The organism is Rhodopirellula sp. J20-39, from assembly GCF_057365095.1.
This window is the reverse complement of record NZ_CP195123.1, coordinates 4264090-4289775: the sequence shown is the minus strand read 5'-3', so window position 1 is coordinate 4289775 and position 25686 is coordinate 4264090. Positions and strand designations below refer to the sequence as shown.

At 53.9% G+C, this 25686-nt stretch carries 17 protein-coding genes, 1 tRNA gene and 1 pseudogene; 8 read left to right on the top strand and 11 right to left on the bottom strand.

From position 1 onward, the window contains the following. Positions 1–5: 5 nt before the first annotated feature. The 4 genes from ACR3ZL_RS15655 to ACR3ZL_RS15640 all read right to left on the bottom strand — a co-directional run bounded on the left by ACR3ZL_RS15655 (position 6) and on the right by ACR3ZL_RS15640 (position 5057). The gene (locus tag ACR3ZL_RS15655; RefSeq protein WP_486172758.1) at positions 6–1568 is read right to left on the bottom strand and encodes an efflux RND transporter periplasmic adaptor subunit; all 1563 of its coding nucleotides are present in this window, start codon (positions 1566–1568) and stop codon (positions 6–8) included. Beyond that, complete coding sequence (locus ACR3ZL_RS15650) at positions 1565–2416, bottom strand: efflux RND transporter periplasmic adaptor subunit (protein WP_473652186.1); 852 nt, start codon at positions 2414–2416, stop codon at positions 1565–1567. Before ACR3ZL_RS15650 ends, ACR3ZL_RS15655 begins: the two co-directional genes overlap by 4 nt. Continuing rightward, a complete protein-coding gene (locus ACR3ZL_RS15645) occupies positions 2413–4302 on the bottom strand; it encodes a preprotein translocase subunit SecA (protein WP_486172757.1) in 1890 nt (629 codons plus the stop codon). The genes ACR3ZL_RS15650 and ACR3ZL_RS15645 overlap by 4 nt, the downstream gene beginning before the upstream one ends. A gap of 389 nt (positions 4303–4691) precedes the next feature. Then, positions 4692–5057 (bottom strand): 2Fe-2S iron-sulfur cluster-binding protein, encoded by a 366-nt coding sequence (locus ACR3ZL_RS15640; RefSeq protein ID WP_473652188.1) that lies wholly within the window; start codon positions 5055–5057, stop codon positions 4692–4694. Positions 5058–5321: 264 nt separating this feature from the next. Here ACR3ZL_RS15640 and ACR3ZL_RS15635 point away from each other — a divergent pair, with 264 nt between their 5' ends. Beyond that, positions 5322–6632 (top strand): exo-alpha-sialidase, encoded by a 1311-nt coding sequence (locus ACR3ZL_RS15635; RefSeq protein WP_473652189.1) that lies wholly within the window; start codon positions 5322–5324, stop codon positions 6630–6632. Positions 6633–6820: 188 nt separating this feature from the next. Here ACR3ZL_RS15635 and ACR3ZL_RS15630 read toward each other — a convergent pair whose 3' ends face one another. Beyond that, entirely contained in the window at positions 6821–8446 is a 1626-nt protein-coding gene (locus tag ACR3ZL_RS15630; RefSeq protein WP_473652191.1) for an arylsulfatase, read from the bottom strand. A 207-nt stretch (positions 8447–8653) separates the two neighbouring features. Between ACR3ZL_RS15630 and ACR3ZL_RS15625 the strand changes: the two genes are divergently transcribed. From ACR3ZL_RS15625 to ACR3ZL_RS15605, 5 genes are all read left to right on the top strand, one after another. Then, the gene (locus tag ACR3ZL_RS15625) at positions 8654–10003 is read left to right on the top strand and encodes a glycoside hydrolase family protein (RefSeq protein WP_473652192.1); all 1350 of its coding nucleotides are present in this window, start codon (positions 8654–8656) and stop codon (positions 10001–10003) included. Between the two features lie 86 nt (positions 10004–10089). After that, a complete protein-coding gene (locus tag ACR3ZL_RS15620; protein WP_473652193.1) occupies positions 10090–11520 on the top strand; it encodes a sulfatase-like hydrolase/transferase in 1431 nt (476 codons plus the stop codon). 127 nt (positions 11521–11647) lie between these two features. Continuing rightward, positions 11648–12973 (top strand): glycoside hydrolase family protein, encoded by a 1326-nt coding sequence (locus tag ACR3ZL_RS15615; protein ID WP_486172756.1) that lies wholly within the window; start codon positions 11648–11650, stop codon positions 12971–12973. 430 nt (positions 12974–13403) lie between these two features. Then, positions 13404–16265: a hypothetical protein gene (locus ACR3ZL_RS15610; protein WP_473652195.1), complete on the top strand. Its 2862-nt coding sequence runs from the start codon at positions 13404–13406 to the stop codon at positions 16263–16265. Positions 16266–16322: 57 nt separating this feature from the next. Beyond that, a complete protein-coding gene (locus ACR3ZL_RS15605) occupies positions 16323–17960 on the top strand; it encodes a carboxypeptidase regulatory-like domain-containing protein (protein WP_473652196.1) in 1638 nt (545 codons plus the stop codon). A gap of 107 nt (positions 17961–18067) precedes the next feature. Here the strand turns inward: ACR3ZL_RS15605 and ACR3ZL_RS15600 are convergent, their stop codons facing one another. The 5 genes and pseudogenes from ACR3ZL_RS15600 to ACR3ZL_RS15580 form a co-directional block, all read right to left on the bottom strand. Further along, a complete protein-coding gene (locus ACR3ZL_RS15600; protein ID WP_473653547.1) occupies positions 18068–18346 on the bottom strand; it encodes a response regulator transcription factor in 279 nt (92 codons plus the stop codon). Positions 18347–18364: 18 nt separating this feature from the next. Continuing rightward, positions 18365–18583, bottom strand: a pseudogene (locus ACR3ZL_RS15595) (response regulator); the annotation flags it as partial. Between the two features lie 181 nt (positions 18584–18764). Continuing rightward, on the bottom strand, positions 18765–19817 hold the full coding sequence (locus ACR3ZL_RS15590) for a sensor histidine kinase (RefSeq protein WP_486172755.1): 1053 nt from the start codon (positions 19815–19817) through the stop codon (positions 18765–18767). Between the two features lie 326 nt (positions 19818–20143). Continuing rightward, positions 20144–20225: transfer RNA gene (locus ACR3ZL_RS15585), tRNA-Ser, on the bottom strand. A 69-nt stretch (positions 20226–20294) separates the two neighbouring features. Next, positions 20295–21554, bottom strand: coding sequence for an ATP-binding cassette domain-containing protein (locus ACR3ZL_RS15580; protein ID WP_486172754.1), 1260 nt, complete (start codon positions 21552–21554; stop codon positions 20295–20297). A 141-nt stretch (positions 21555–21695) separates the two neighbouring features. On the opposite strand from ACR3ZL_RS15580, the gene ACR3ZL_RS15575 reads away from it, so the two are divergent. Together ACR3ZL_RS15575 and ACR3ZL_RS15570 are read left to right on the top strand one after the other, a co-directional pair. Next, positions 21696–22877, top strand: a complete 1182-nt coding sequence (locus tag ACR3ZL_RS15575; protein WP_473652198.1) for an HlyD family efflux transporter periplasmic adaptor subunit — start codon at positions 21696–21698, stop codon at positions 22875–22877. Then, the gene (locus ACR3ZL_RS15570; protein ID WP_486172753.1) at positions 22870–24090 is read left to right on the top strand and encodes an FtsX-like permease family protein; all 1221 of its coding nucleotides are present in this window, start codon (positions 22870–22872) and stop codon (positions 24088–24090) included. Before ACR3ZL_RS15575 ends, ACR3ZL_RS15570 begins: the two co-directional genes overlap by 8 nt. 134 nt (positions 24091–24224) lie before the next feature. On the opposite strand, the gene ACR3ZL_RS15565 is transcribed toward ACR3ZL_RS15570, so the two are convergent. Next, on the bottom strand, positions 24225–25544 hold the full coding sequence (locus tag ACR3ZL_RS15565; protein ID WP_486172752.1) for a DUF1501 domain-containing protein: 1320 nt from the start codon (positions 25542–25544) through the stop codon (positions 24225–24227). Positions 25545–25686 lie beyond the last annotated feature (142 nt).

The window sequence follows — 25686 nt, the reverse complement described above, 5'->3', positions numbered from 1 at the left end:
ACTGTTTACCACCAACGCATGATACGATCGGCGGCGCGATGGAACGTGATCCAGCCCAGACTGTGGGTAGCGGACTGAATCTTCGCTCGGCCACGCATGCCGGGACGCAGATGCCCCTCGTGATTGTCTAGCAAGCAAACGGCAATGAAACCGTTTTGCCCATCGACCACGGTTGCTTGAGGATGCAATTGTGAAACGATCGCTTCATAGGATGTCCCGCCGAGACCGTCCACCTCGAGCGTAACTGGCATGCCAACGGAAACGTGCTGCACTTCCTCATCGGGAACTAAAACCTCAAAACGCAATCGATCCAGTCGAGCTACTTCATACAGCAGATCCCCTTGGGCGACGGGGAAGTTTTCACGGTGATCCACATTCCCGGTTAACACCATCCCATCGATCGGCGCTAGTACATCCAAGCTTTCTTGGCGACGTTGCAGTAGTTCGGTGCGAGCGTCCAGGCTCTTCAGTTCCAGTTCGGTCTGTACCGCATCGGCGGACTGATGAGCAGCGACATGCGAATCGCGTTTGCGAGACAATCTCGCTCGTTCGGCGATCAGTCCAGCGAGTTCCCATCGGACGTCGGCCCCGTCCATCAACGCAAGCGTCTGGCCACTGACCACTTTGTCGCCAGGCTGAACTAGGGTTCGTTCCAACACTCCGTCATGGGGTGCAACGCAGTAATGGCGCCGGAAGGGTTCAACGCCGAACGAACACTTCACTTGATAAGTCATCGGCACAAACAAAAGGCCGGTGATTGCAACAATGCTGCCACCAACGGCAACCTTCTTAGTCAGTGACGAACTGCGTATTCGCTGAATCGCTCGTTGCAGCCGACTACGCTGAGCACGCTGGCACTGCCGGACCTGACTGGCGATGGGTGAAGCGGACGCGGTACAGAAACTCAGTAGCGAGGAGTCGCTTCGTATCCGGCCAGCGGGGAAAATCAAAATGATGGCTCCCACATCGATTGTGTCTTCCGCTATTAACGGCATCGATAGAACATCGTGACTTGTGGAAGCAATGGCATGATGCCCGTAGCTCGGTTCGTCTTGAAGTTCTTGCGCTGAGCCTGTTTGGGCTCCCGACTCCAGTGCTGATACGCATGCAGTGGTTTTTCTTAGAATCGCTTCGTCCGCCACCAATCGGTAACTGCGTCCTTGTTCCGAATCATGATCCAAATGGGCAACGTCGGTAACCGACGCCACACGGTTGAGGCCCTTGGCGTCGGTCAGGGTCAAGACCGCAGTGGAAGCCTTCAGGTATTGCTTCAGTTGACTGGTAAGCAGGTGACATGCTTCGTCGATTGACTCTGTGTTAGCAGTCTGTTGCAACAAGCCGATCAGCCATGCAGATAATTGCACCTGTCGATTCGAATTCGCTAACCGTTGCCGCAGTTCCATCGCGGTCGAGTCGACAGCAGGCTTCGACCTTGGTGTGCCGATAGCAACACCGCCCCCGTGTGCAGTATGTTGCGGGCTCGATTTTGGCGAACCAGAATGTAGTGAACCGGCGTCTTTCGAACTACCGTGTGGACCGTCCGATCGTGATGGGTGCCCGATGCTCATCGCAGACTCCTTTGTGAACGAATCGCCGCGAGCGATTGGTCGACGTCCAGAGTGACACGAAGTCCGGAGCGAATCTTTTGCTCGGGATTCTCGATTAACACATCCAAACGGACGCGTCCGCTATCAGCCTCGGTAATGTCCGCGACATACTCCACACGAGCGGGCAGTCTGCTACGCGAGTTGGTTGATTTCGCTGTGTTCTCTAGCCAGACATTGATGTGATCATCCCGCTGGAATTGCACGGCCACATCGGTTGGAAGATAGAACGTGACACGAAGCTGGTGAAGCTGGACCAGCGTGACGACGTGCGGCTGGCTAATCGAAACGAATTCGCCGGGTTCGGGCAGGATGTCGACAACCAACGCGTCTGCCGGTGAGCCAATGGTGCGACGGGCGAGACGACGCACCGCTTCCTGGTGTCTTAGCTCCGCAAGTTTTCGTTGGTTCTGCGCCGACTGCAATGCAAGTTCCGCGATGGTTACCTCCATTGCCGATCGACGGACTTCCTCGGGGGAAACCGCTCCGCGATCGGACAACGCATCAACCTGGACCTTGTGTTCACGTTTAACCGACAGTTCGGTTTCAAGCTTACCCACCGAAGTTCGGTCAGATGCTTCTGCCTCAGCAATCTCGGCTGCGATTTCTAGCAACTCGGAATCAAGCTGAAGCAATACAGAGCCCGCCCGCACGTGCTGGCCGCGTTTGGCGTTGACGGTTGTAACGCGACCGGACTCCACTGTCGCAACATGGATTGTCCGCACCGGCTCGGTAAAGCCGTCCAGTTCTTGGGCCGTTGCTGGAAGAAGCATGAGCCCCGTGATGCTAAGAAGGATTGCTGTTCGGATCATGCGACTACCTTTTGAATAGATTCCATCCACCGGTCTTGGGCGACCATGGCGGCGCGACGCTCGAAGCCTTGTCGCTCGAGCTGCTTTTGTAGATTTGCAAACGCAGCATCCAGACGGGCGGATTCAATGCCGTCTGGCGATGCAATTCTTGTTAGTTCTTTTACCAAGCGGGCTGCTTGAGCAAATTGACTTTGGTGTGTGGTTAGGATCGTGTCGTCAGGGCAAGCGGTACACCGCACACTTCCTGGGTCACCTTGCCGAGCGGCACGTCCGGCGAGCTGTCGGTCAACACGGGCGGAATCGTTCAACTGGGTCGCGATGATGTGCAAGCCGCCCGCATCGCGGACGTCTTTGGACAAATGAATGTCCGTGCCGCGTCCTGCGATACTGGTGGTGACTGTAATCTGTCCCGCCGAACCAGCACTTGCGACGATCTCGGCTTCCTCACGATCTTGCACGCCGTTCAAAACAGCGACCTGCCTATCGCAAGAACGAAATTGCTTTGCGATTAGCTTGGATTCTTCGATGGTTCGTGTGCCAACGATGACCGGGCGCGATGCGTCAGCGACCGCGACTGCTTCTCGAACAATGAACGCTTGCTTATCCGACATCTTTGCAAAGTAGCGTGTTGCAAGTCGCTTCCGCTGGCATGGGCGATGGGGCGGAAACGACTCCACCGATAGACCGTACAGCTTTTGGAAGTCAGATTCGTTGCCACGAGCGGTGCCAGTCAAGCCACATACCAATTGATACTTTTGCAGAAATCGCTGGCGAGCGATCCGAGCGTCGACCACGTTATCGGGGCTTGGCGGTAAACCTTCCTTCACTTCCACCGCTTGGTGTAGACCGTTTTGCCAGGTGCGTTCATCGTGGATTCGTCCCGTGTGCGGATCAACGATCGCAATTTGATCGTCTTGGATCACGTAGTCAGCATCCCGCTTGAAGACATAGTTCGCTTGCAGTGCATTGGTAATGTATTGCCGCCATGGTCGCCTTAATTCGCCCAGGTTTGTGGTGCGCAGCGAATCTTGCAATTGGGCTTGGCCAGCATCTAGTAATTCGATTCGACGTCCTTCCAATCGAAAGTCCTCATCGATCGCAAGTGCCTTAGAAAACGCATCCGCTGTTTCGAGTGCCAATGCGTTGACCTCTGCGTTGCGCGACGCTGCGCTCAAAACCAAAGGCGTATTCGCTTCATCAATCAGCACGCTGTCGGCTTCGTCGATGATTGCGAAGACACGCTTTGGCTGAACGGGATGAAACGCTTGAACGCGTCGGCCTTGCAGGGCGTCTATGAAATCGATTCCCAGTGGCTTTTCGGAAACCTGACGTAGGCGGATCTGGTCGCGTAGATAGTTGAAACCAAATTCATATCCAGGTCCGTATGTCACGTCACATTGATACGCGTGGCGTTTTTCTTCGTCCGAGTCGTCCGTGTTCAAGCAACCAACCGAGACACCGAGCATACGAAGGACGGGACGCACTAGCTCATAGTCACGCCGACACAAATAGTCGTTGGTGGTTGAGACGTGAACGCCTTGCCCATGCAGACTGAACAGGAAGGCCGGGATTGCGGTGATGAACGTCTTACCCTCACCGGTCTGGACTTCGGCAATCCGTGCTCGCGTGAGCGCAAGTCCTGCGGCAAGTTGCACGTCGTAGAGCTGGATATTGAGTCCCCGTCGAAACGACTCCAACAGCAGCCCCAAAGCCCGTGATTGATGGTTTCGGTTCAGATGGCCGGGCGTTGCTCCATGCAGTTCGTTTCTCAGGTCGGAAACCGTTTCGCGGAGGCTTGAGTCAGGTGCATCTTTCCAGCGTCGAGCCTCTTCTCGGCATTCCGTCGGCGTTGCGTTTCGGCCGAAAAATGAGTGCAACGCGGTCATGGTCGATAAGATGGTTCTCGTAAGATGGGGTCACTAACCACTGTTATCGTCATAATCAGCTTGACCCTTTGGGCAATCGCAACGGAGCAAAACGGGTTTGGGTGGTTCCAAATCGCATGAGACACAGGATGTGGCGGGGATCCCGGGATGGATGCTAGGAACTGCAGAAAATGCAGAAATGACTGGGATTCGCAAGCTTATTTATCCTTGCCGGGTTAGCTGCGACATCAAGCGAAAAGCTCGATCGCGATCTAGATTCGGCGTCGCACTTGTCCCAATGCTCAATTTGCGCGGCGGCGATAGTCCTGCGAACCGCTGTCTGAGCCTCGCGTCGCTTTGGCAGGCAGGTTTAGCGGTTCCAGGAGAGGGGGTAATCCGCAGGTCGACGGTCAGTAAGTTGTCACGTCACCCATGACACGAAAAACCATCTTGTCGATCCGCTCGTCGATCATGATCTGACAGGCCAACCGACTGTCGCTACTTGTGTTGAGAAGCTTGTTAAGCGTCATCGTTTCGTCGCGAGTCATGGACTCCCTTAACTCGCCGGAAACGAGTTGAACGTGGCACGTCCCACACCACGCATGTCCTTTGCAGTCGCCAATGCATTCATACAGCTCATTGACGATCAATTCCATGAGGTTGTTGTAGGCGTGGCGACGAAATTTCACGACACGCTTTTCACCGTCGAGCAAGATGATCGTGACTGAGAAAGTTCGGTCGATCAGAGATTCAGCGTCTGACCAAGATTCAGGCATGGTGGTTCGTTGTCAGATGAATGAATGGGGTGACGCCGTTGAATAGGATTCTGGATGAATTCGCTGTGGCCAACAAGATTATTGTCCAAATACTAGCTTGCCACATATATCCCATCGGATATTCGTCAGTGGCTCATTCGGTAAACGTCCCGCCTTGAATAATGACCGACCGATCCGTGCCCGCTTCACTATCTTTGTATCAGCCCCCATGAAATTTCATGGGGGCTTTGGTTAACTGCTTTCACGCTCTTTTGCTTTGCTAATGTGTCGAACGCAATAGGCGAAGACTCACGCCCAAACGTGCTGTTCATTGGGATCGATGATATCAACGATTGGGTCGGGCCGCTCGGTGGACATCCGCAAGCCCAGACGCCATCACTGGATCGATTTTGCAAAAGCGGCTCGGTGATTTTCCTTAACGGTGTCTGTGCAGCTCCGATATGTGGGCCGTCCCGTTCGGCGTTGTTGTCTGGTTTTATGCCGCAGCGTACCGGTGTCTACGGCAATGGGGCAAACATGATTTACTCAGACATTGTGAAATCGCATGCAATGCTTCCGGAGTACTTTTCGCAGCATGGATATCACACGCTTTCCAACGGCAAGATCTTCCACAAGCACGCAACCGAACATGGAGTTGATTTGGTCATGCGGCGTTCGACCGACAACGGAGAAACATGGAGTGACCTTGGAGTCATCCGCGATGATGCGAAGAACCAAGCCGGAAATCCCTGTCCGCTGGTCGATCGACGAAGCGGTCGTGTCTTTCTGTTCTTTTGCAGTTCGTCTCACAGCGAAGGTCAAGTCCTCAACGGAACAGGATTTCGGGACGTCTGCATGATGACGTCAGACGACGATGGTCAATCATGGACACAGCCGAGCAACATCTCGGCAATGGCCAAGAAGAGCGATTGGCGTTGGTATGCAACGGGGCCGTGTTCGGCAATCCAAATTCAAACGGGCAAGTACGCAGGGCGTTTGGTTTTGCCCGTCAATCACAGTGTCCATTACAGCGACGGACGCCGGTGGGAATATCGTTGTCACTCACTCGTTTCGGACGATCAAGGAGAAACGTGGCAGATCGGAGAGTCCTCTGCCCCCGGAGGTAGCGAAACACAAATTGCGGAGGTTGGTCCTGATCGTTTGATCCAAGACATTCGCATGCAAACGCACCGAAAAGGGTACCGTGCGGTGCGTTTCAGCAACGACGGTGGGCTCCACTGGAGCGATCTGACGCACGACCGATCGAGGCCGTGCCCGAAATGCCAGGGAACGATCATCGCAATCCCCGGCGAGAGTCCTCAGTTGAACCGACTCGTTAGCGCCAATCCGAAAGGACCGGGAAGGTCTCATCTGACGCTTTACGAATCACGCGATGGTGGCGAGCGGTGGGAAGCACTCAGGTTGATTACCGAAGCACCTGCTGCGTATTCGGACTTGGTAGGCATCTCCAAGAATCAAATTGGATGTCTCTTCGAAACCGGGCAAAAGTCACCTTACGAGCGAATTGATTTTCAGCGATTTAGCACTTTCAACGATTCAGCTTTGAGTACAGGTTCTGAGCAGCGGTTTACCTGAATCGCACAGTCCTGGTTGGCTGCACTGAAAGCCTTGTCGAGTGAATTTGGACAAACAAACTGACCGGATGACGGGCGAGATCGCGGAGCATCTGACCTTGGCTCGCATTGCCTGTCATGGAATCGCCCGTTCGCGACATAAAGATTTCTGTCTTTTGTCGCGAACTAGAAAACGAAGGACACAAGCTACTACTCGTGTTTCTTCATCTCTTGATACATGTTGTACCGCTCCGGAAACGCGACTTCTGTCTTCGTTGCCCAAGCCTCCCAAGCCGCGATCATCCGATCACGCCGATTGGACTTCGCCGTCGCGAGGTCATTCAACTCTGTCCGATCTTCGGCGATGTTGTACAACTCCCAAGGCTTCTCGTACTCGCGAACAAGCTTCCAATCTCCATCTCGCATCGCCGCATTGCCTTCATGCTCGAAGAACATCGGTGAATCATGGATTGGCCGTCCGGCCACTTCTGAGTCGCCGATCAATGCGTTGACGAAAGAACTGCCTTCGCAGGAAGGAACATCACCGGGAATCTCAGCACCGGCAAGTTCGACACAGGTTGCCATGATGTCCGGCAAGTACGCCGGTTGTCTCACGAACGAGTTGCGTCGAGGTTCAGGGATTCCGCCGGGCCAATGAGCGATCATCGGCGTGTTAGCGCCACCCTCATGCAAAAAATGCTTGTACAAACGAAACGGAGTGTTGCTCGCATTTGCCCAAGCCAAACCTTGACGCACGCCGTTGGTTGTTTCCAACGGAGGATTGCGAACCATTTTCTCGTCGCCGAATCCCAATCGCCCGCCTTCCTGACAGGCACCATTGTCGGATAGGAACAGGATCAACGTGTTCTCGTATTGGTCGATTGATTTCAAGTGAGCAACCAACCGTCCAATGTTCTGATCGATATTATCCACGCATCCCGCGTAGGCAGCCATGATCGCATCCAAATCATCTCGCTTCTTCGGCTTCAATGATTCCCAAGCCGGACCAACATGGGGTGCCGGCTGCACGGACTCGTCAAACAGCCCGATCTCGCGTTGCTTCGCTTGCCGAGCTTTCATCAACGCTTCCCAGCCATGTGTGTATCGACCACGGTACCTCTCGAAATCCTTCACCTTCGCATTGAGCGGCCAGTGAGGAGCGTTGTACGCGAGGTACAAAAAGAATGGCTTGTCGTCAGTCCGTGTTGCTTCGCTGATGTAGTCACAAGCGATGTCAGTGAATGCGTCGGTTGCGTAAAAGCCATCTTCCGTTTCGACCTCTTCATTGCCATCGGTCATCCCACGATCACCGCCCGGTTTGAAGTAGTTGAACGCGCCGCTGATTCCGCCGTAGAAGCGATCAAAACCGCGTTGCAGTGGCCAATCGTTTTGATTCGCGTGACCCAAATGCCACTTGCCTGTCATGAAAGTGTGATAGTCCTTCGACTTCAACACTTGCGGAATCGTGACACAGGTTTCGTTCAGATGTCCTTGGTAGGCTGGCGGCGCGACCAGTGTCTTGCCGGGAGGTGCGGTCATGTGGCCAATCCCCACTTGATGTGGGTGCAACCCCGTCATCAAACTCGCGCGAGTCGGACAACACCGGCCCGAGTTGTAAAACTGCGTGAACCGTAACCCGTTCTCTGCCAATGAATCGATGTGCGGCGTTTCGATTTCGCTGCCATAGCATCCCAGGTCCGAAAACCCCATGTCGTCGACCAACACCACCACAATGTTGGGTGGCGAAGTTTCCGCGGCATTCGATTGTGGTGCCGCGAGAAGGACAAAAAGGCAAACGCAGAGGGAGAAGCGAGCTCCCATCACAACACGTTTCATGCTGACTCAATCAATAGGTGGGTAGGGAATGGTGGGGCAGGTAAGCACACTAACTGCCGTGATTGACGTTCGTCAGACCACTGATTTTCGAAAAACTTAGCATAGCGTGTAGATTTTTGTCCAATTGACGCTCCTCGCGGCAATATCAAGTACTTCACAAGTTGAAACAGGATCACGAAACGCATTTCTGCCATTGGAGCAACACGTATGAAGATAGCCTTTGGAGGAACGATGCTGTGGTTGGTCATCGGTTTCGCGACTTCAGTGCATGCTGAATACGTCGAGACAATGGATCCGAACGGGCCGCTGAAAAATGCAGGATCGGATTATGGGCTTGTCGATGACAACGCGAGCACAAATCAGAGCGATGTTTTGCAGAAAGCAATTGATGATATCGCCGCTGCAGGAGGCGGCCGACTGGTCGTTCCGAAGGGGAGCTATCGCTTCGCCGGGATCCTACTTAAATCAAATGTACATTTGCTGATCGAAAAGGATACAGTCATCAAACCCTTCTGGCCCGAAGGAACAAAAGCGGTTGTCTTCAATTTGGACGCCGAGCGTCCGAGCAAGAAGAAACAGATGACTTTGGAGAAAGAGCAAGCGTTTATCGAGAACGTCAGTATTCGCGGTCTTGGCGGGCGTTGGATCATTGATTACTCCGACCGCGAGCGTGCCAAAGGCGAGGGGGTGCGTGGTGTCCTCGCGAAGATGGTGCGAAACTTCCTGATCGCAGATCTCGATGTGAAGGATAACTACAGTGTCTATTGCGGGATCACGCTGACGCCGCTGCAGACGGATAGCGAAACGAAGGATTGGCCGGTGTCGCGGGCAACTGATGGCACGGTTCGCAACTGCCGCATCTTCCACGCCAGTCCCGGTTACGGCCTGACACAACTTCACGGTGCCCAATCGGTTCACTTCGAAGACCTCTACGCCGAAGGCGGAGTCACGCTGCGAATGGAAACAGGAGCGGTGGGAGACAAGACCGCGATCTATGACATCACCGGCAAAAACATCGTCAATGAGAATGGACGCTGCGCCGTGATGTGTGGTCCGCACAGTGCAATGAACGGTGTGGTAAAGATTGATGGAATCAAGTCAATCAGTAGTGCCTTTGCGGTTCAAATCGGAATGGGCGGAGTCAAGGCAAAGGAACTCGAGAAGAATCCAGATGCAGTCGACGGGATCTTTGCCAAAGGTAGCTATGTGAAAAACATCCACGCGATCTTTGGTATGTACGCACAAGTCAAGACGCACGCCTTCCTGGGGATTCCAGTTGAATACCACGATCACCTGAATCTAAGGTGGGAAGACAAATTCTTTGAGGGCCCGTCGATCGGTGCGGTGGTAGACGAATCAGGCGATCACTACGAAATGATTATCGAAAATGTGACAATGGAAGGTTTCAAGTACAACGCTGGTAAGCCGGTTCTGACCAACGAAGATTTCCCGAAAGGAAAATGGGGCAACGCCGTGCGAAAGTGGAAATCAGACCACGGTTTTTCAGATGAGACAGAAAGGCAGAAAAACAAGCAGGATCGGAAGAGCAACAGGTAGCATCCAGATACAGAGCACACAACGACTGCATTTCTCGAAAGAATACCGTGGTGTACCTAAACCAAGCGTCCAGTATGAGATCTAGAGTGAATCAGCGAAAACTTGTCACGATTGCCGTTTTGTTTTTTGCCGTCTGCGGGCTAGCAAATCTCGCAAACGCATCGACTCCACCTAACGTACTGATCATCATGTGTGATGATTTGGGGTATGCGGACGTGGGCTTTAATGGTGCGAACGACATCACGACTCCGACGCTCGATGAACTGGCCGGCGGCGGGACGATTTTCACGTCCGCTTACGTCGCCCATCCCGTCTGCAGTCCCAGTCGCGCGGCAATCACGACGGGACGCTACCCGCACAACTTCGGCGAGCAATTCAATCTGCCCGATTATCATGAAATGGGTACGCCATTAACTGAACTTTTTCTTTCGCAACTCTTGAAGGATGCAGGCTACTACACCGGAGCGATCGGGAAGTGGCATCTCGGACAACAGCCTCAGTACCAACCCAACCAGCGCGGCTTCGACGAGTTCTATGGAGTGCTCCGTGGCGGGCACCAATACTTTCCCGAGAAGTATCAGCCAAAGTATGAAAAGGCCGTTAAGGCGGGGCAGAAAAACATCCCCTTGAACATCTCTCCGTTGCAACGCAATGGAAAGGACGCCAGGGAAACCGAATATGTGACGGACGCCTTTTCTCGCGAGGCCGTTGTGTTCCTCGAGAAAGCCTCGACGAAGGACAAGCCTTGGTTCTTGTACCTGTCCTACGCAACGCCGCATTCGCCGATTGAAGCTAAGGCGGAAGACATGGATCGCTTCGCCCACATTACATACAAAAAGCGACGCTCTTATGCGGGGATGGTTTATGCCGTTGACCGTGGCGTGAAGCGAGTGGTCGACACACTGAAATCGATCGGCGACTTCGACAATACACTGATCATTTTCTTGAGTGACAACGGAGGCAAGGCGAATGGCAGTGCCAATAACGCTCCACTGAAAGGCGGCAAAAGAGGTGTGGAAGAAGGTGGCCATCGTGTCCCGATGTTCTTCCACTGGCCGTCCAAGGTTCCAGCCGGACAGAAGTTTCACCATCCGATTCTGGCCCTGGATTTCTATCCTACTTTGGCGCGTCTTGCGGGCGTTTCGATTCCCGAGGGAAAGATCCTTGATGGGAAAGACGTGTTGGACGACCTTCTGACAGGAGCGAACCCACACCCGGATGAAATGATCTTCGCGATGTCCCATCGTTCTGGCTACACCGATGTCAGCGGTCGCTGTAACCAATGGAAAGTCAGCCGGACTCGCAAACGTTGGCAACTGTACAACGTGGTCGAAGATATCGGCGAAACCAACGACCTCAGCAAGCAATACCCGGAACTATTGCAGCAAATGGTAGCGGAGGTCGAGAAGTGGGGACGTGACCATCAGATGCCACAGTGGCACTACTTCGATTCAGACTACGAGGATTGGGCAGCAAACATACAACCCTATTTTGATGGAACCTTTGACATCGAATGATTACCGATGAGCGATCGATGTCAGAATCAACCAGCGATCAGGACGGGTTATTAGAAGAGACCAGCACACCATGGTTTAATCGCTGGTGAACAAAATCGACAACCAAAACGGGCGAGATTAGCAGGGCATGAAAGAAACGACACTTTTACTAATAGCGATGATGTGGCTAACGTCATCCATGCTATATGGGCAATCCGGTGAAACCACTTATCAGTTACCTGAGGGACTTGTTCATGGCGGAGCATTCATTGACCGCTTTTTGCCGGTGCCAATCCGTGGCGGACTGACGGCGAACGTTTGGGGTGCGAACAATGTGATTCCGCGGGACACTGGCAACGGTATCGAGGGCGCTGAGTATTCGTACTGGGGTGGGAACATCATCATCGGGGATGACGGCAAGAACCATCTGTTTGTCTGCCGTTGGCGCGAAGATGAACCCAAGGGACATCACATTTGGTGGAAATCCGACGTCGTCCATGCCGTCAGCGAAGATCCGCTTGGGCCCTATCGAGTGGTCGATGAAATCGGCCGCGGTCACAACCCGGAGATCTACCGATGCAAGGACGGCACCTACATCATCGGCGTCATGGGGAATTCCGCCTATCGTGCCGACTCGCTGGACGGTCCTTGGGCCAAAATCGAAACGGTACTGGATTCGCCGCAAGAAAATTTCAATAAGTCCAACCGAACCTACGTCGTTCGTGACGATGGCAGCGTTCTGATGATGAATAAGAACGGGTACGTGTCGATCGGCGACACCGGCGTCGAACGGTTCCGTCAAGTGACCAACCAACCCGTCTACCCGAGGATCAAGAACCACTTTGAAGATCCAGTGATTTGGAAAGGTGCAGTGCAGTATCACCTTGTCGTCAACGACTGGTACACACGCAAAGCGTTCTATCTACGTTCACCTGATGGCATCAACTGGAAATGGGATCCGGGATTTGCTTATGACACGACCATCATGAAGCACGAGGGCGGCACCACGGAGGCATGGTATAAGTTCGAACGCCCTAAGGTCCGGCAGGATGAGTTCGGGCGTGCAACGCACATGAACTTTGCGGTCATCGACGTCCCGAAAGATGATGATCGCGGTGGCGACAATCATAGCTCGAAAAACATCGTGATTCCGCTGGTCGTTCCACGACGGATTGAGATCCTAAACCAACAGCTGATCACGGAAGATGCCAAGATCATCGATGTAAAGATATTGGCGGAACCAGGGTTTGATCCGCAAACCGAGATCGATTCCAGTTCGTTAAGGTTTGGTGCATCGGAGGAAGTCAACTTCGGGCGTGGGTGCAGCGTGCTAGAGACGAAAGTGTCGGGAAGCGATCTGATCGTCACGTTTGATACAAAGGGCCATGGCCTAACGACGGACAATTTCGCCGCCAAACTGCTCGGTCGCACCACCAATGACGAACTTTTGTTTGGATACGCGAGTTTGCCTTGAACGGCACTTGACCTGATCCCATAACAACGGGACAGAAATGGGGGCAATCCGGTCAGGCCCAAACAACAGTGTTAGGTCATTTGAAAGAAGTTGTCACATCCGATAGGAAACGCTTGGATTTTTGTCTAACCAAGGCTTCCACCTCGTATCTCCATTGATAGCGAGCGGTGCTTACTTGCATGATCAATCAGGGGAAATCCTCTGTGGACGAGCAGTCGCGTTATTACGACCAAAAATCCGAGCAAGGTATCGCTAGATGAAGTCCTAAAGACATTTAGGATATTGGAAAGAATGTGGCCGAACGCTCCGCGGTCGGTATTGCAGGATCCGACCGCGGAGCGGTCGGCCACAATCTACCGGCAATCTATTTTCAACCGCAGACCACACCAGCCCAAAATTGTGTTAGTTGAGTTCACGAGCAACGAGCAATATGTTCAAAGCGTTTTTCAGTATTGCCCTTCTGTTTGTCGCGGCAACAGTTTGCAGCGGTGCCGGGGTTACCAGCTTCGACACGGGATACACCATCACCAAAGTTCGCACTGGGCAAGCCAATGGGGCAATGTTCATTGCGGCGAGTAGCTATGAGGGGACCGTTTTGGCCCTCCGCTTCAATGGGACGATCGCCTGGGAAAATGCTTTATCTGGATACATGAACCACGATCTTTGGTGCGCGGATCTAGACGGCGACGGCATCGACGAAATCTTGGCGGCAAACGCCGATGGAAGTGTTTACTGCCTCAATGTGCGGGGCGAGACGCAGTGGCAGTTTAAGAAGAACGATGTGCCGATGTATTCGGTCTGCGCAGTCAAAAACGGCGACACGTCGTACGTTGCCTGCGGCGGGTTCGACATGAACATGTACTACCTCGACTCGCAGGGCAAGCTGATCTCGACTGTTCCGTCATCGAGTTATAGCAAACAGAAAACATGGCAGGCGGAGGCCGGCGCACCGTCCAACGTGCACAACGTCAACTTTGTTCGTCCATTTCCGACATCCGATGGACAAGAAAAGCTGGTGATGGCTGGTTTCAATAACCACATGCAGGAAGCGGGTGTGCTCTATGAATTTGATCCGCTGGCGGTGATGCCGAAATCGAACGAGGGAGTTGACATCGCCAGTTTGAAAACGTTGGGTGATATGCACATTTGTGATACCAACGGTGACGGGGCTCACGAAATATTGTTCGGAACCTCGCAGTCGATCGCGACGACCGATATGGGGATTTATGATTCGGGATCTGACACGTACAAGAGTGTGGATCTCTCTTCATTGAGAAGGAAGATCGATCGTATCTTTTACCATGTGCTCCAGCCCCATGTCATTCCAAAGGGAGACAGCTTTGAGTACCTGCTGCTGATGGGGCCGGCGATCGTACTATTGCCGCCCGATCTCGACGTCAAAAAAGCTGAAGTGTTGAACTCGAAGTACAGCTACAACGATCTTTGGCAGGTGTCGGAAACGAAGTTCCTTCTGGCCAGCACCGAAAGTGGCGGTAGTTGTGTCCATCTTCTCGATACGTCGGCGGATGGCTGGAAAACTGAATTTCGAAATCTGGAACCGGTTGGGAACATTGCGGCCATCCACAATCGGCGTGCCGAACTTGAGACTCAGGTGGACCGCTTCGAGCGTCCTGCACACGAAGATGCCGGACGTCCACGACCGCCGGTGTACTTGATGACTGAATCGCTGAAGAGTCCGTCCCTTGCGGACCTCGCCAAGCGGCTTGAGAGCTCTAGTGACCGCGTCCAGTTCCTAGGGAACAAGTTCACGAACAAGGCTCAATACCCGCCCAGTTGGAATCGGAACGCGGTTGTTACGAATGAAGTCTATTCTAAGAAACGCGACAGCCGACACGACTACAAAGATCCTAAGATGGATCAGGAAGGAATCATCGACCTATTCGCGCCTACGATTGACGGTGACCAACAGGGATCTGCGTACTGGGGCGGCCACGGCAACGACCCGTTATTTTTCAGTTTGGAAACCCGCTATGCCCTGGTCGACCGCGCGTGGAACAACGGCGGGAAGAAGACGGTTCAGATCTTTCCTGAAATGGAGGGTCATGGTGCGGACTTCGAGTGGGTGATCGACAATTTGTTCGAACCGTTTGCCAACTATTGCCAGCCTCGCAACAGCAACATCTTCGTTCGGTCCAAGAACATTTTCTGGAACGCAAACGTTTACCAGAAATCGTATAAGTCCAGCAGTGACAAGCTGATGTGGGATATCTTGATGTCGGGAAAGTATGCCGACGTGTTTGTTCCCTCCATGGAAGAGACCACTGACAAGACGATGGAGATGAGCCTGGCCGGACGAATGGGGGTGTGGGCCGCCGGTTCGGTCAACAGTTGGGGGACACGTGCTGTGCGGGATAACCCTAGCTACGATCGCTCGCGCCAACACAGCAACCAGATGCTGCCCAACCACTTCTTGTTGAACTTGGTGTTTCATGTTGCAAACGGAGCCCAGTACCTCAATAACTTCCCCGTTGATCAGGAATACATGAGCATCCTCTGGGAGCTGATCGAATCAGGAGCACTCTACGTACCGCACCGCGATGAAATCGTGAGCTTCAATCCCGTTCACCTGAGCATCGCGAACCCACACGAACGTTACCTGAACGAAGGCACGAACAGCAAATGGAATGTCTTCTATGACGAGGCTGCTGAAGCCGCCAATCCGATGGTTTTCAGCCGCATGAACGCGACCTGGATGGGCGCGGCGACAACGCCGTGGGATTACTCGCGGTTCGCGGCCGATGTCAGGGAACGCCGACTCAGCTTTATCTCTCCCTTTCCCAAAGGCATGGTGTTGATCACGCCGCCGCAGTCAGGAACGTTTGCGGACCCCGACGCGCCGCGTGGTAAGTTGCAGGATCACCTGCATCCGCTCTACCGGAACAACATGCATGAGTTCATTACCAATGGACACAGTTATCTATCGGCCGACGGATCCACTATCCACGCAGCTGACACTTACTATGACACTGTTTCCAGGGCGATTGCAGATAAGGCGTCGTTGCTGCCGCTGACCGTGACTGGCGACGTGGGCTGGGTTACCGCCCAATCAGCTCCCACGCACCTGCGTCTGACCCTCGTCGACACTGGCTACATCAACCCGAAAGCCCGCACAGCCAGTGTGCAGTTCCATACCGTTCGTCCGGTTGCGATCACCGACCTCATGACCGGCGAAACGATTCCGATGCTAGATGCGAACACTGCCGAGATCGACGTGCAACTGGGAAGTTTCCGATTCATCGACATCGAACTTCAGGATGCCTTTGCACCGTAGAGCCGCTTCCGAACTCTCGAACAGGTGAGTCTGTCAGGATGGTAAGATGAGCTCTCTATGAGACAAGCAAGCATGCGAACCAATGATCGAACGCGTGAGGATCAATCATCCTCTACGGCAAGAATGCAGGCCCGCCGCCTGAAGGCTGCTGTGATGATTTGTTTATCGCTCTTCCTTCACAGCGTGGGGAGTGTGGTCTACGCGGGCGATACTCCATTCCTAACGAAGTTAGCGAAAGATCAGATATCCACTGAAGGAGCCGTCGCCACGTTAATCAATCAGGACAATACGTTACTGCGTCTGGACACGTCCAAGTTGAAGGACAAGTTCCCCTCCGTACTCATTCACTCAGGGCGGAATGACTGGGACTTGTCGGAGATTCGTGAGGTAAAAACGAGTTTCAAGAACGTCGGCGAAAGCCCGCTCATCGTCGACTTCTGGGCGGTTGGACAAGTGGGGTGGGATGCCCCGGTTGCGAGTTTAGCTCTCCAGCCAAGTGAACGTGGCGATTGTGCCATTGATCTATCGCAGCGTTGGAAAGGTGGACGCGTCAACAAAGTCGATGCTAGTCGAATTGAGTATCTGCGAGTGTCTTTGAGGAGGCCGGCTGGTGAGTGTCGGTTGGAGATGGGGCCAGTGTTCTTGAGCGGATCATCCGTCCCGCAGACTCGGCCGGAGGGTTATAAGCGACTCGAATTGCCCGCCATGATCGAGGGAACGCCAGCAGCAGGCCTTCGGGTGAAACATCAATTGCCGAACTATCGCGGATCAGAGGTTTACCATTCGCTGTACCTGCCTACCGATTGGAAACGCGGCCAAAAGTACCCGATTATCGTCGAGTACGCCGGAAACCGTTGGTTGTCGGCTCCGTGTCATTCGACAGGACGTCCTGAGGGTTCGCGAATGGGATTCGGAATGTCCGAAGGCAAAGCGTACATATGGGTGAACGCTCCGTTCGTGAATGCGACGAGCAAGGCGTCAAGCAACCCTACAATGGCTCTTAATGGATGGGGTGACCCAGAGGCCACGATCAAATACGCCATCGAGTTAGTGCAGCATCTGTGTGAGCACTTTGGTGGTGATCCGTCTGCCGTCATCCTCACCGGGTTTTCTCGGGGCGCGATCGCTTGTGGATTTATTGGCCGTTACGACGATCGTATTTCGGATGTCTGGCTCGCTTTCCATCCCTGCCAACACTACGACGGCGACGGCATCCACGGAGCGGACTACGCCGGCGCGTTGGCAGAACGCGGACCGCGGATCAAAGGCAGATCTATTTTTCACACCGACAATGGCCACAATGAGAAGCTGCGAAAGATGTTGGAGCAGCTAGGAACATCGGTGACCTATGGCAATTCGAACCTTGGTGCTCACACGGACACCATGTTTTTAGAAAATCGACCGTCGACGTTGGCTTTGCGTGAGTGGCTCGCCAATGTCGTTGCCAACAAACCGGGGACGCAGACGGTGTCTGGACAGGTTGTGAATGCTGCCGGCAAAGGAGTTCCTGATGTGCGGATTCAAAGCGGAGAAACGCACTACACCCATACCGATGAGGACGGTCGGTTCCGCTTGTCAGGCTTGATACCAGGAAAGCTTATCTTGCGGGCGACTCAATCCAGCCTCACTAAATCCCACGCCTTGGTTCTTGGTGGCAGTGACGTGCAGAACGTCAGGATCGTGCTACAGGATTAGATTCACGTTGTCTCACACGACCGTTCGATTCGGGCGTCGATTCAGGTGGCATTGCATTGCGTCTCTCCTGTGTTGTCAAGAAAGCTGATCGAGAATCTAAGTCTGGTTCAATGGATTAGTCCCTTTCGAATCGCCTTTGCGACGGCGGACGCGCTGTTCGAGACTTGCAGCTTCTTATAGATGCTCTCGGTGTATTGCGCGACGGTACGGAAGCTAACGTCCATTTGAGCGGCGACTTCCTTTTTGACGTACCCCATGGCCATCAATTCCAAGACTTGCTGTTCTCGTGGACTGAGCGGGTTTTCGCCAGCTAAGGTTTCCGAAGCGAGTGCATCTAAAACAAGTCGGGAAAGTTGAGGATCGAATACGCTGCTGCCTTCGTGCACCTCGACTATGGCACTGCGAATGTCGGCAATCGAAGAATCCTTTAGCAGATAGCCAGACACACCCAAACGGATCGCTTCGAGTGTGGTTAGGTAATTGTCATCTTGTGTAAGAATAAGGATCCTTGTGCCAGTCATGGCATGACGCAGGATTGGCACAAGAGTCAATCCTGCGTTTCCGGGCAATTGGAGATCCAACAGAATAACGTCAGAGGCAGGAAACCGATGGTCTTCCATCGCGTCCCTGCATTCTTCTACCTAACGAAGTGTTCGACACACGTCATCGCGTCGCTAATCGCGATCATCTTCTTTAACGAACCCGCAAATGCAGCGTTGTCTTCCACGATGGCGACTTTAATTTCGTTCATCGCCATTTCCTTTTGGTAAGCGTCAAGATGACTTGAGTGCCTCTGTTGAAGTTCTATTCAACAGTGAGTTCGCCGCGAAGCTGTTTGGCTCGGCTTTCTAAATGTCTTAGCGGCAATCGATCGGTAGGAATACCGCGGCCGTTGTCTGAAACGATAAGCTGGACTAGTGAGCCGTCTTTTTGCGTGCAAATTTCGACTTCGCTTGCCCGCGAATGCTTTAGAACGTTGTTTAAAGCTTCTTTCAGAAAGAATAGCGAATCCCACTGATGGATTGGGCGCAGTTGCTTGAAAGCACGCGTTTCGTTCAGCTTGAAAGAGTGCTGGATCGGTCCAAGGATTTGGAGAGCAATCTTTCGAAACTGATCCTCCAACTCAACCCCTGGGTCCCGTTGTTCGAGGAAACGGATCAATTGTCGAGTGTCTCGAGCTGTTCCGCGGGCGGTTTGAATGGTGTCATCAAGCAGTTCTTTCCGCATGTCGGTTGGTTCAGGAATCAGCTCGCGGATCAACTCGGTTGAATGAGCGATGCTGCTTAGATTCGCACCTACTTCTTCGTGGAGATCACATGCAATTTGTTCACGTATTCTCGCCCACCTTCTCGCCGCCAGCAGACGCATCACCCAAAGCATGAGCGCCAATATCAAGATCAATGCCACTGCTGCGGCGATCAAGAAGCGTGCACGCTCATTTTCTTGCCTTAGCGTAAAGTTTAAATCTGCGACTAGGTCTACGCGTCGACGTTTGAGTTCTTTGGAACGCCCGAAGTTTTCAATCCACCGGCGCAGCGGGATGATTTTCGCATCACTGGCGATACCATCGGTAAGGACAGACGGTCCGGCCGATGGCGGCTTGTCAGCATCGTCAACCTTTACTTGTGCGATCAAGCCTTGCGAAATCGGTCGCCCCGCATCGAGGAGTTCAATTTCACTCAAGAAAAGATTCGCGCCGCGTTTACGGACGACGTTAGGGTTTCGGTCCGTTTCGGCATCTCGTTTCGTAAGGGTGAATCGGAAGTATCGGCTAGTGATCGGCGTCAGGCGACGCATAAACGGATTGAGTCCCGTGCGAATAAACTTTCGTTCACTCTTACTGGGCACTCTCATCATCACAGGATGTGGGGACGACAAAACAGCCACTGTTCCGGATCAAACTGAGCGAGATCAACTGACCGATTTGATGAATCAGGAAGCGGATGCGATGGCCGCGAAGGCCAAAGAGAGGCCCAACAACGAGTAAGTTGAGAGATGTCGGTCTGTGTCGTTGGTAAACAAAACCGGCCCGATGCGAACGCCGATCGACACGGAAACGGTCCGCCATCGACAATTTCTTTGGCCAGATAATTGGGCCGGCTAGAGTCGCTGGCTACGAAGCCTGTGGTACCAACGAAAAAGACCCCGCGAAAATTACATTTCGCGAGGTCTTTTTGCCAAAGCGGAGGACACGGGACTCGAACCCGCAATCCCGTGAGGGACAACTGATTTCGAATCAGCCTGCTAGCCATTCGCTTATCCTCCTTGGGCTGGCGACACTTTCGGACATCCGGGCCGAGAAGTCAAGACGCCTATTGAACGAATCGCAAAGTGCTATTCGCTGAACAACGCACTCCGGACTTCTTCGGTCATGGATTTTTGTTCGCTCATGACTTCCTTGAACGTGTCGGCGTCCAAACTGTAGGTCACCGCTGCGGTAAGTGCGTCCACGTGAGCGTTTCGCGGTGTGTTATTAATCAGAGCGGTTTCGCCGAAAAAGTCGCCTTCGCTGAGCCGGGCAACATCCGTGAACGAGTTGGCGAATCCACTGGTGGTTTCCGGGAGCGTTTCGCCGGTCGCATCGCTGGGGGGACGTCGGACCACGACCTCGCCTTCGCGGATGATGTAAAATCGATCCCCGACATCACCGTACGTGACGATTCGTTGTCCCGGCGCGTACTCTTCCCGTTTCATTTTCCGGGCGAAGTTGGTCAGCGTGCTAACGCTAAGTTTGGTGAACAAATCGCATCGATGGAGCATCTCGCCCAACAAAGCGGCTTCGCCAAGGTTCGTATCGCGGGCAATTTTGCCAAAATCCATTTTGACGATCCGGTCGGCGACGTCCAGGATTCGGTTGTCGTGCGTGACAATGACGATGGCCGTACCGCGTTCTCTGGCTTCCCGCTGAAATAGATTGACGACGTCACGGCCTGATTTTTCGTCCAACGCGGCGGTCGGCTCGTCGGCCAGCAAGATTTTGGGTTGGTGAACGAGCCCCCGAGCCACGGCGACACGCTGTTTTTGTCCACCGGACAGGCCTTTGGGTTTGTAGTGGATGCGATCACCGAGACCGACGGCGGTCAACATTTCTTCACAGCGGCGGTTCTGTTCGGCACGCGATTGTCGCCCGGGTTGCAATTCCAAAGCCATGCGGACGTTTTGCAACGCAGTCAGCGAACTGAACAGATTGTGAGCTTGGAAGATGAACCCAAGTCGCATGCGAAGGGCATTGATTTGGGAGTTACGTGCCAGGTGAAGTGGCTCGCCCAGGACGTGCAGGTGACCTTCCTGGACCCGTCGCAGGGTGCCGATCAACGTCAGCAGCGTGGTTTTTCCCGAACCGCTCTGTCCGGTCATGATCACGATCTCGCCCGGTTGGACTTGCAAGTGGTTGTCGTGCAGGACTTGCTTCCGAGCGTCACCGCTTCCGTAGTAATGGTTCACACCGCAAACATCGATCGCCGCGGATCCGTCGCGGGCCCGGTCCGCTTCAACGCTTTTGGATTTGAAACGCTTGAGAAGTTTGCCGGTTGTCGAGTCTCGGCCGGATTTTCCGGTTGAGCCGTTGTTCGATGGTGGGTTGCGACGGCTCAAGCTATTTTCTGGGCAAACGAAGACACGGGCGATAAAAACGTCGAATTATTATAGAATGTAGTCACCATCGGGTGACATCGAAAACACCCGTCGAATGTTCTCTTTCTTATTCCTGCAATTAGCGGGACGGTCTAAAGCTTCATGCCGTCATATCACCACCTCGCCCTCGTCGTCTTTCTGGCCGTTCTCGGCGGATGCGACCGCGGCCTATTTTCGTTTACCGGTCGCCAGGACGGTAGTTCCGAAACCGATGCTGGGCAACCCGATTCGATGCCAGCGACCAGCATCGTGGCTCAAGGGACCCTGCGGCCTCGCGACGGAGTCCTGGCTGTGATGGCGCCGCCTGGGGATCGGGTCCTGAAGGTGGCTGTCGCCGAAGGAGACGAGGTGAAGGCGGGTGATTTGCTGGTGGAACTGGAAAGCTATCGCGTCAAGACCATCGAGCTGGATGTCGCCAGGACGAAGCTTTCGGAGGGCAAAGATCGGTTGAAGGCCGAGCAAGCCGCATCCAACGCAAAGTTGCAGGTTGCCCGTACCAAGCTCAACCAAGCGGAAACACAGTTACGCCAATCAGAGAACAGTTTGGCTTTGGCCGAGAGCCCAGGAGGCAGGCTGGACCTACTCCGCCGGGCCGCAGAGATGGGGCAACGGAAGCTGGACCGCTTGCGTGTAGCGTCGAACGATTCATCGACCGAGCGACTGGTGTCGGAAAACAAACTGGAAGAAGAGTCTCTGCGGATTAGCGAGACTCGTGCCCAATACGAAGCTGCCCGCGTGGAAGCAAACGATGCGATCGAAGCTGGACGGCTTGCCGTGATGGCGGCCAAGCAGGAAATCATTGCTGCTGAAAAGTCGATCGAAGCCGCAATCGCCTCGACCGGAATCGACTCGCTTGAAAAGCAAATCGAGTTGCTTGAGTTGAACCTGGAAACGGCTCGGTTGGTCAGCCCGACCAATGGTCGAATTTTGTCGGTCGATACGATGCCAGGACAAGCCACGACGACCATGCCTTTGTTGCACCTCGCCGATACCGAACACATGGTTTGCGTGGCGGAAATAAACGTCGCTGATATTGATCGGATTCGTCCCGGGCAAACAGCGACGATCGAAAGCCCAGGTCTTTCGGAGAATCTGGAAGCAACGGTGGAGCGAGTGCATCAAATGATTGCGCCGCCAGCTTTGCCGAGTCCGTTTCCAATGGCGCCGGTGGATCGGCATACGGCCGAGGTGACGTTAACGATTGCTAGCCACCACGCTGATTACGCCGCACGACGTATTCAGCTACAGGTCGAGGTCACCATCGACACGCCTGGCAATGAGTAGTACGCCCAAAGCATCTGCGTTGTCGCGACGAACCTCGTTGGCGTGGAAGAATCTGACCCACACGCTGATGCGGACTGCGGTTTCGATCGGCGGGATCGGGTTCGCGATCGTGTTGATGTTCATGCAGCTTGGCTTTTTGGGCAGCGTTGGTGAAACCGCTACGGTGGTTTACGAACGGATGCCGTGCCAAATTCTGGTGAAGTCGCCCGACTATCTACACATCTATTCGCCGTCGAGCTTACCCGGCGAACTTCCCAATTTGCTATCCAGTGTACCTGAAGTTGCCAAAGCGACTCCGTTGGATATTGGGGTCACCGAGTGGCGAACGCCTGCCCGCGGCAATGAACCGGCATCGTTCCGAGCCATCGCGATCATGGGCATTGACTTGGCAGACCCTGCTTTCGCCATGCCGGAACTGAACAGCGAGATCCGATCGCAGCTTAACCGAGTTGGCTCCGTGATGATTGATGACGCCAGTTCGAAAGATTATGGACCAAGCGATGGGAAAGCGTTCGGTCCTGAAGACAAGAACAGTACGACGGAAGTGGCGAGGAAGAACGCGAAGATCGTGGGCACGTTCAAAATGGGGACCGGATTGGCTGCTAACGGAGCGTTGCTGTGCACGCGAGAAACTTTCGACAAGTTGACGCCGGTGCCGCAGGCCGGAAGAGTCTCGCTGGTTCTAATCACGTTGAAGTCGCCGCAAGACATCGAAGCTGGCCTACTCGCGGTCGAGCGACGACTGCGTTCGTTAGGCGGGCAAGCTTCCAACGCTTGCGCGATCACGCTTAGCGAAGCGAAGTTAAAGGAGATTAGGCGGTGGTATTGGCAGACGCCGATCGGCTTGATCTTTTGGGTTGGCGTCGGCATGGCGTTAGTCGTCGGTGGCGTGATCAGTTACATGATTCTGGCTTCCGACGTGGCCGCTCACTTACCTGAATATGCAACGTTGCGGGCGATGGGCTACAGCGATGGTTATCTGGTGAAGACGTTGCTATCGCAATCAACGTTGCTCGCGTTAATGGCTTTTCCGCCATCCCTTATTCTGTCGCTGATTGCGTACGAGATCACCTCGTCGCACACGGGGATCCCAATTCATATGACCAATTTGCGGATCGGTTTCGTGCTGCTGATGGCACTTGCGATGTGCAACACCGCCGGCGTCATCGCGTTGCGGAAGCTACTGAAAGCTGAACCGGCAAACCTGTTCTAGAAAACGGCTCGTCTTACAAACCGTTTTCGCAGATGCAGTTCCGAAGCCGCTTGCACGGGACACTGCAAAGCGGGAGTTTTCCCGCTTCGCACATGAAACCATAGCCCAAATTTGCCGCTTAACGATCGGCCGACTTAGCTGAACAGTTGCGGGATCACGTTCCCGTTGCGAACTAGCGTGATCGGACGACCGGTGTCGGATTGGAATTCTTTGGTGGGATCGATGCCCAAGTTTTTGTAGAAACTGGCCGCCACGTCATCCGGCGTGATTGCCTCATGCCGAGGTCCTGCGGCGGTGTCATCGCTTTCGCCAATGACCTGGCCACCTTTTACGTTTCCACCCGCCATTAACATGAACATGCAACGAGGGTAGTGGTCACGACCGCCTTCGGCTGAGCGAGTGTTGATCTTGGGGGTCCGGCCGAACTCGCCGGTCACCATCACTGCGGTTGAGTCGAGCAGTCCGCGTTTTTCCAACCCGTTAAGCAAACCCGATAGGCCGGCGTCGAGCGACGGAAGTAAGTTGTCTTTCAGTTTCGTGAAGTTGTCGGCGTGAGTGTCCCAACCGCCCAATTGCAAAGAAACAAAGTTGACACCGGATTCCACCAGTCGAACGCTGAGCATGCAGCTTTGGCTAAACGGATCTTCGCCAAAGAGCTTTTGGAAGCTCTCCGGTTCTTTTTGCAAATTGAAAGCGTTGCGTGCACGAGGCGACGTGATCATGGCGTACGCTTGTTCGCCAAATCGGCTCATGCCTTGCAGCATTTGATCGTTTGATTCCAAGTCGGCGAAGCGTCGGTCGAGTTGCTTGAGCAGTTGCTGGCGTCGCGACACTTCGTCCACCGTAATGTCGCCTGGTAGTGAGATACCACGGACAGAAAAGTTGCGTCCGTAGTTGGGAGTCGCTTTGGTTTCCAAAGCGGCATTTTCCAATCCCATGAAACCGGGGCCTTGTCCGGCTCGAGGAATCGCAACATGCGGCGGGACGTCGACTTCGCACTCACGTTCCGCCGTGACCACGCTGCCATAGCCGGGGAACTTTAACGCCGGAATCGGACGACTGCCGGAGTTGACGTATTCTCGTCCCAGGTCGTGAGCAGCGAGTGTATGGCTAACACCGCGTAAGATCGCAAACTTATCCGCGACACGTGCTAGCTTGGAAAGGTGTTCGGAAATCTCGATTCCAGGAACATTGGTTTTGATTGGACGGAATGCGCCTCGAACTTCCTCGGCGGCATTCGGCTTCAAGTCGAACGTGTCCATGTGAGACGGGCCACCGACCAGCTCAATGAAGATAGCTCGTTTTGCTCCGCTTGCGGCGATCTGACCCGCGTCCGCTATCGACAGCCAGTGCGGCATCGACAAACCGCCAATTCCGACGGCGCCGGTCCCGAGTGCACCCATCCGTAGGATATCCCGACGGAGCACGCCGTCACAAGTTTGATGCAATCGCATGAGAAAGTTCTCGCTATAGGAAGCTTGGATGGAACGGAAACGTGAAGGTTGGTGTTACCAGTTCGAAGGGTCGCAGTTTTCGAAAAAGTAAAGGGGAACCGGACAGCTTGCGCCGTGCCGGAATTTGTCTTAAACGCAAGAC

Excerpts from the sequence above, each read along its gene's own strand:
- ACR3ZL_RS15590 (WP_486172755.1), bottom strand. The coding sequence starts at position 19,817 with ATGATGAGAGTGCCCAGTAAGAGTGAACGAAAGTTTATTCGCACGGGA.
- ACR3ZL_RS15640 (WP_473652188.1), bottom strand. The coding sequence starts at position 5,057 with ATGCCTGAATCTTGGTCAGACGCTGAATCTCTGATCGACCGAACTTTC.
- ACR3ZL_RS15575 (WP_473652198.1), top strand. The coding sequence starts at position 21,696 with ATGCCGTCATATCACCACCTCGCCCTCGTCGTCTTTCTGGCCGTTCTC.
- ACR3ZL_RS15645 (WP_486172757.1), bottom strand. The coding sequence starts at position 4,302 with ATGACCGCGTTGCACTCATTTTTCGGCCGAAACGCAACGCCGACGGAA.
- ACR3ZL_RS15625 (WP_473652192.1), top strand. The coding sequence starts at position 8,654 with ATGAAGATAGCCTTTGGAGGAACGATGCTGTGGTTGGTCATCGGTTTC.
- ACR3ZL_RS15630 (WP_473652191.1), bottom strand. The coding sequence starts at position 8,446 with ATGAAACGTGTTGTGATGGGAGCTCGCTTCTCCCTCTGCGTTTGCCTT.
- ACR3ZL_RS15565 (WP_486172752.1), bottom strand. The coding sequence starts at position 25,544 with ATGCGATTGCATCAAACTTGTGACGGCGTGCTCCGTCGGGATATCCTA.
- ACR3ZL_RS15615 (WP_486172756.1), top strand. The coding sequence starts at position 11,648 with ATGAAAGAAACGACACTTTTACTAATAGCGATGATGTGGCTAACGTCA.
- ACR3ZL_RS15570 (WP_486172753.1), top strand. The coding sequence starts at position 22,870 with ATGAGTAGTACGCCCAAAGCATCTGCGTTGTCGCGACGAACCTCGTTG.
- ACR3ZL_RS15605 (WP_473652196.1), top strand. The coding sequence starts at position 16,323 with ATGAGACAAGCAAGCATGCGAACCAATGATCGAACGCGTGAGGATCAA.
- ACR3ZL_RS15610 (WP_473652195.1), top strand. The coding sequence starts at position 13,404 with ATGTTCAAAGCGTTTTTCAGTATTGCCCTTCTGTTTGTCGCGGCAACA.
- ACR3ZL_RS15650 (WP_473652186.1), bottom strand. The coding sequence starts at position 2,416 with ATGATCCGAACAGCAATCCTTCTTAGCATCACGGGGCTCATGCTTCTT.
- ACR3ZL_RS15655 (WP_486172758.1), bottom strand. The coding sequence starts at position 1,568 with ATGAGCATCGGGCACCCATCACGATCGGACGGTCCACACGGTAGTTCG.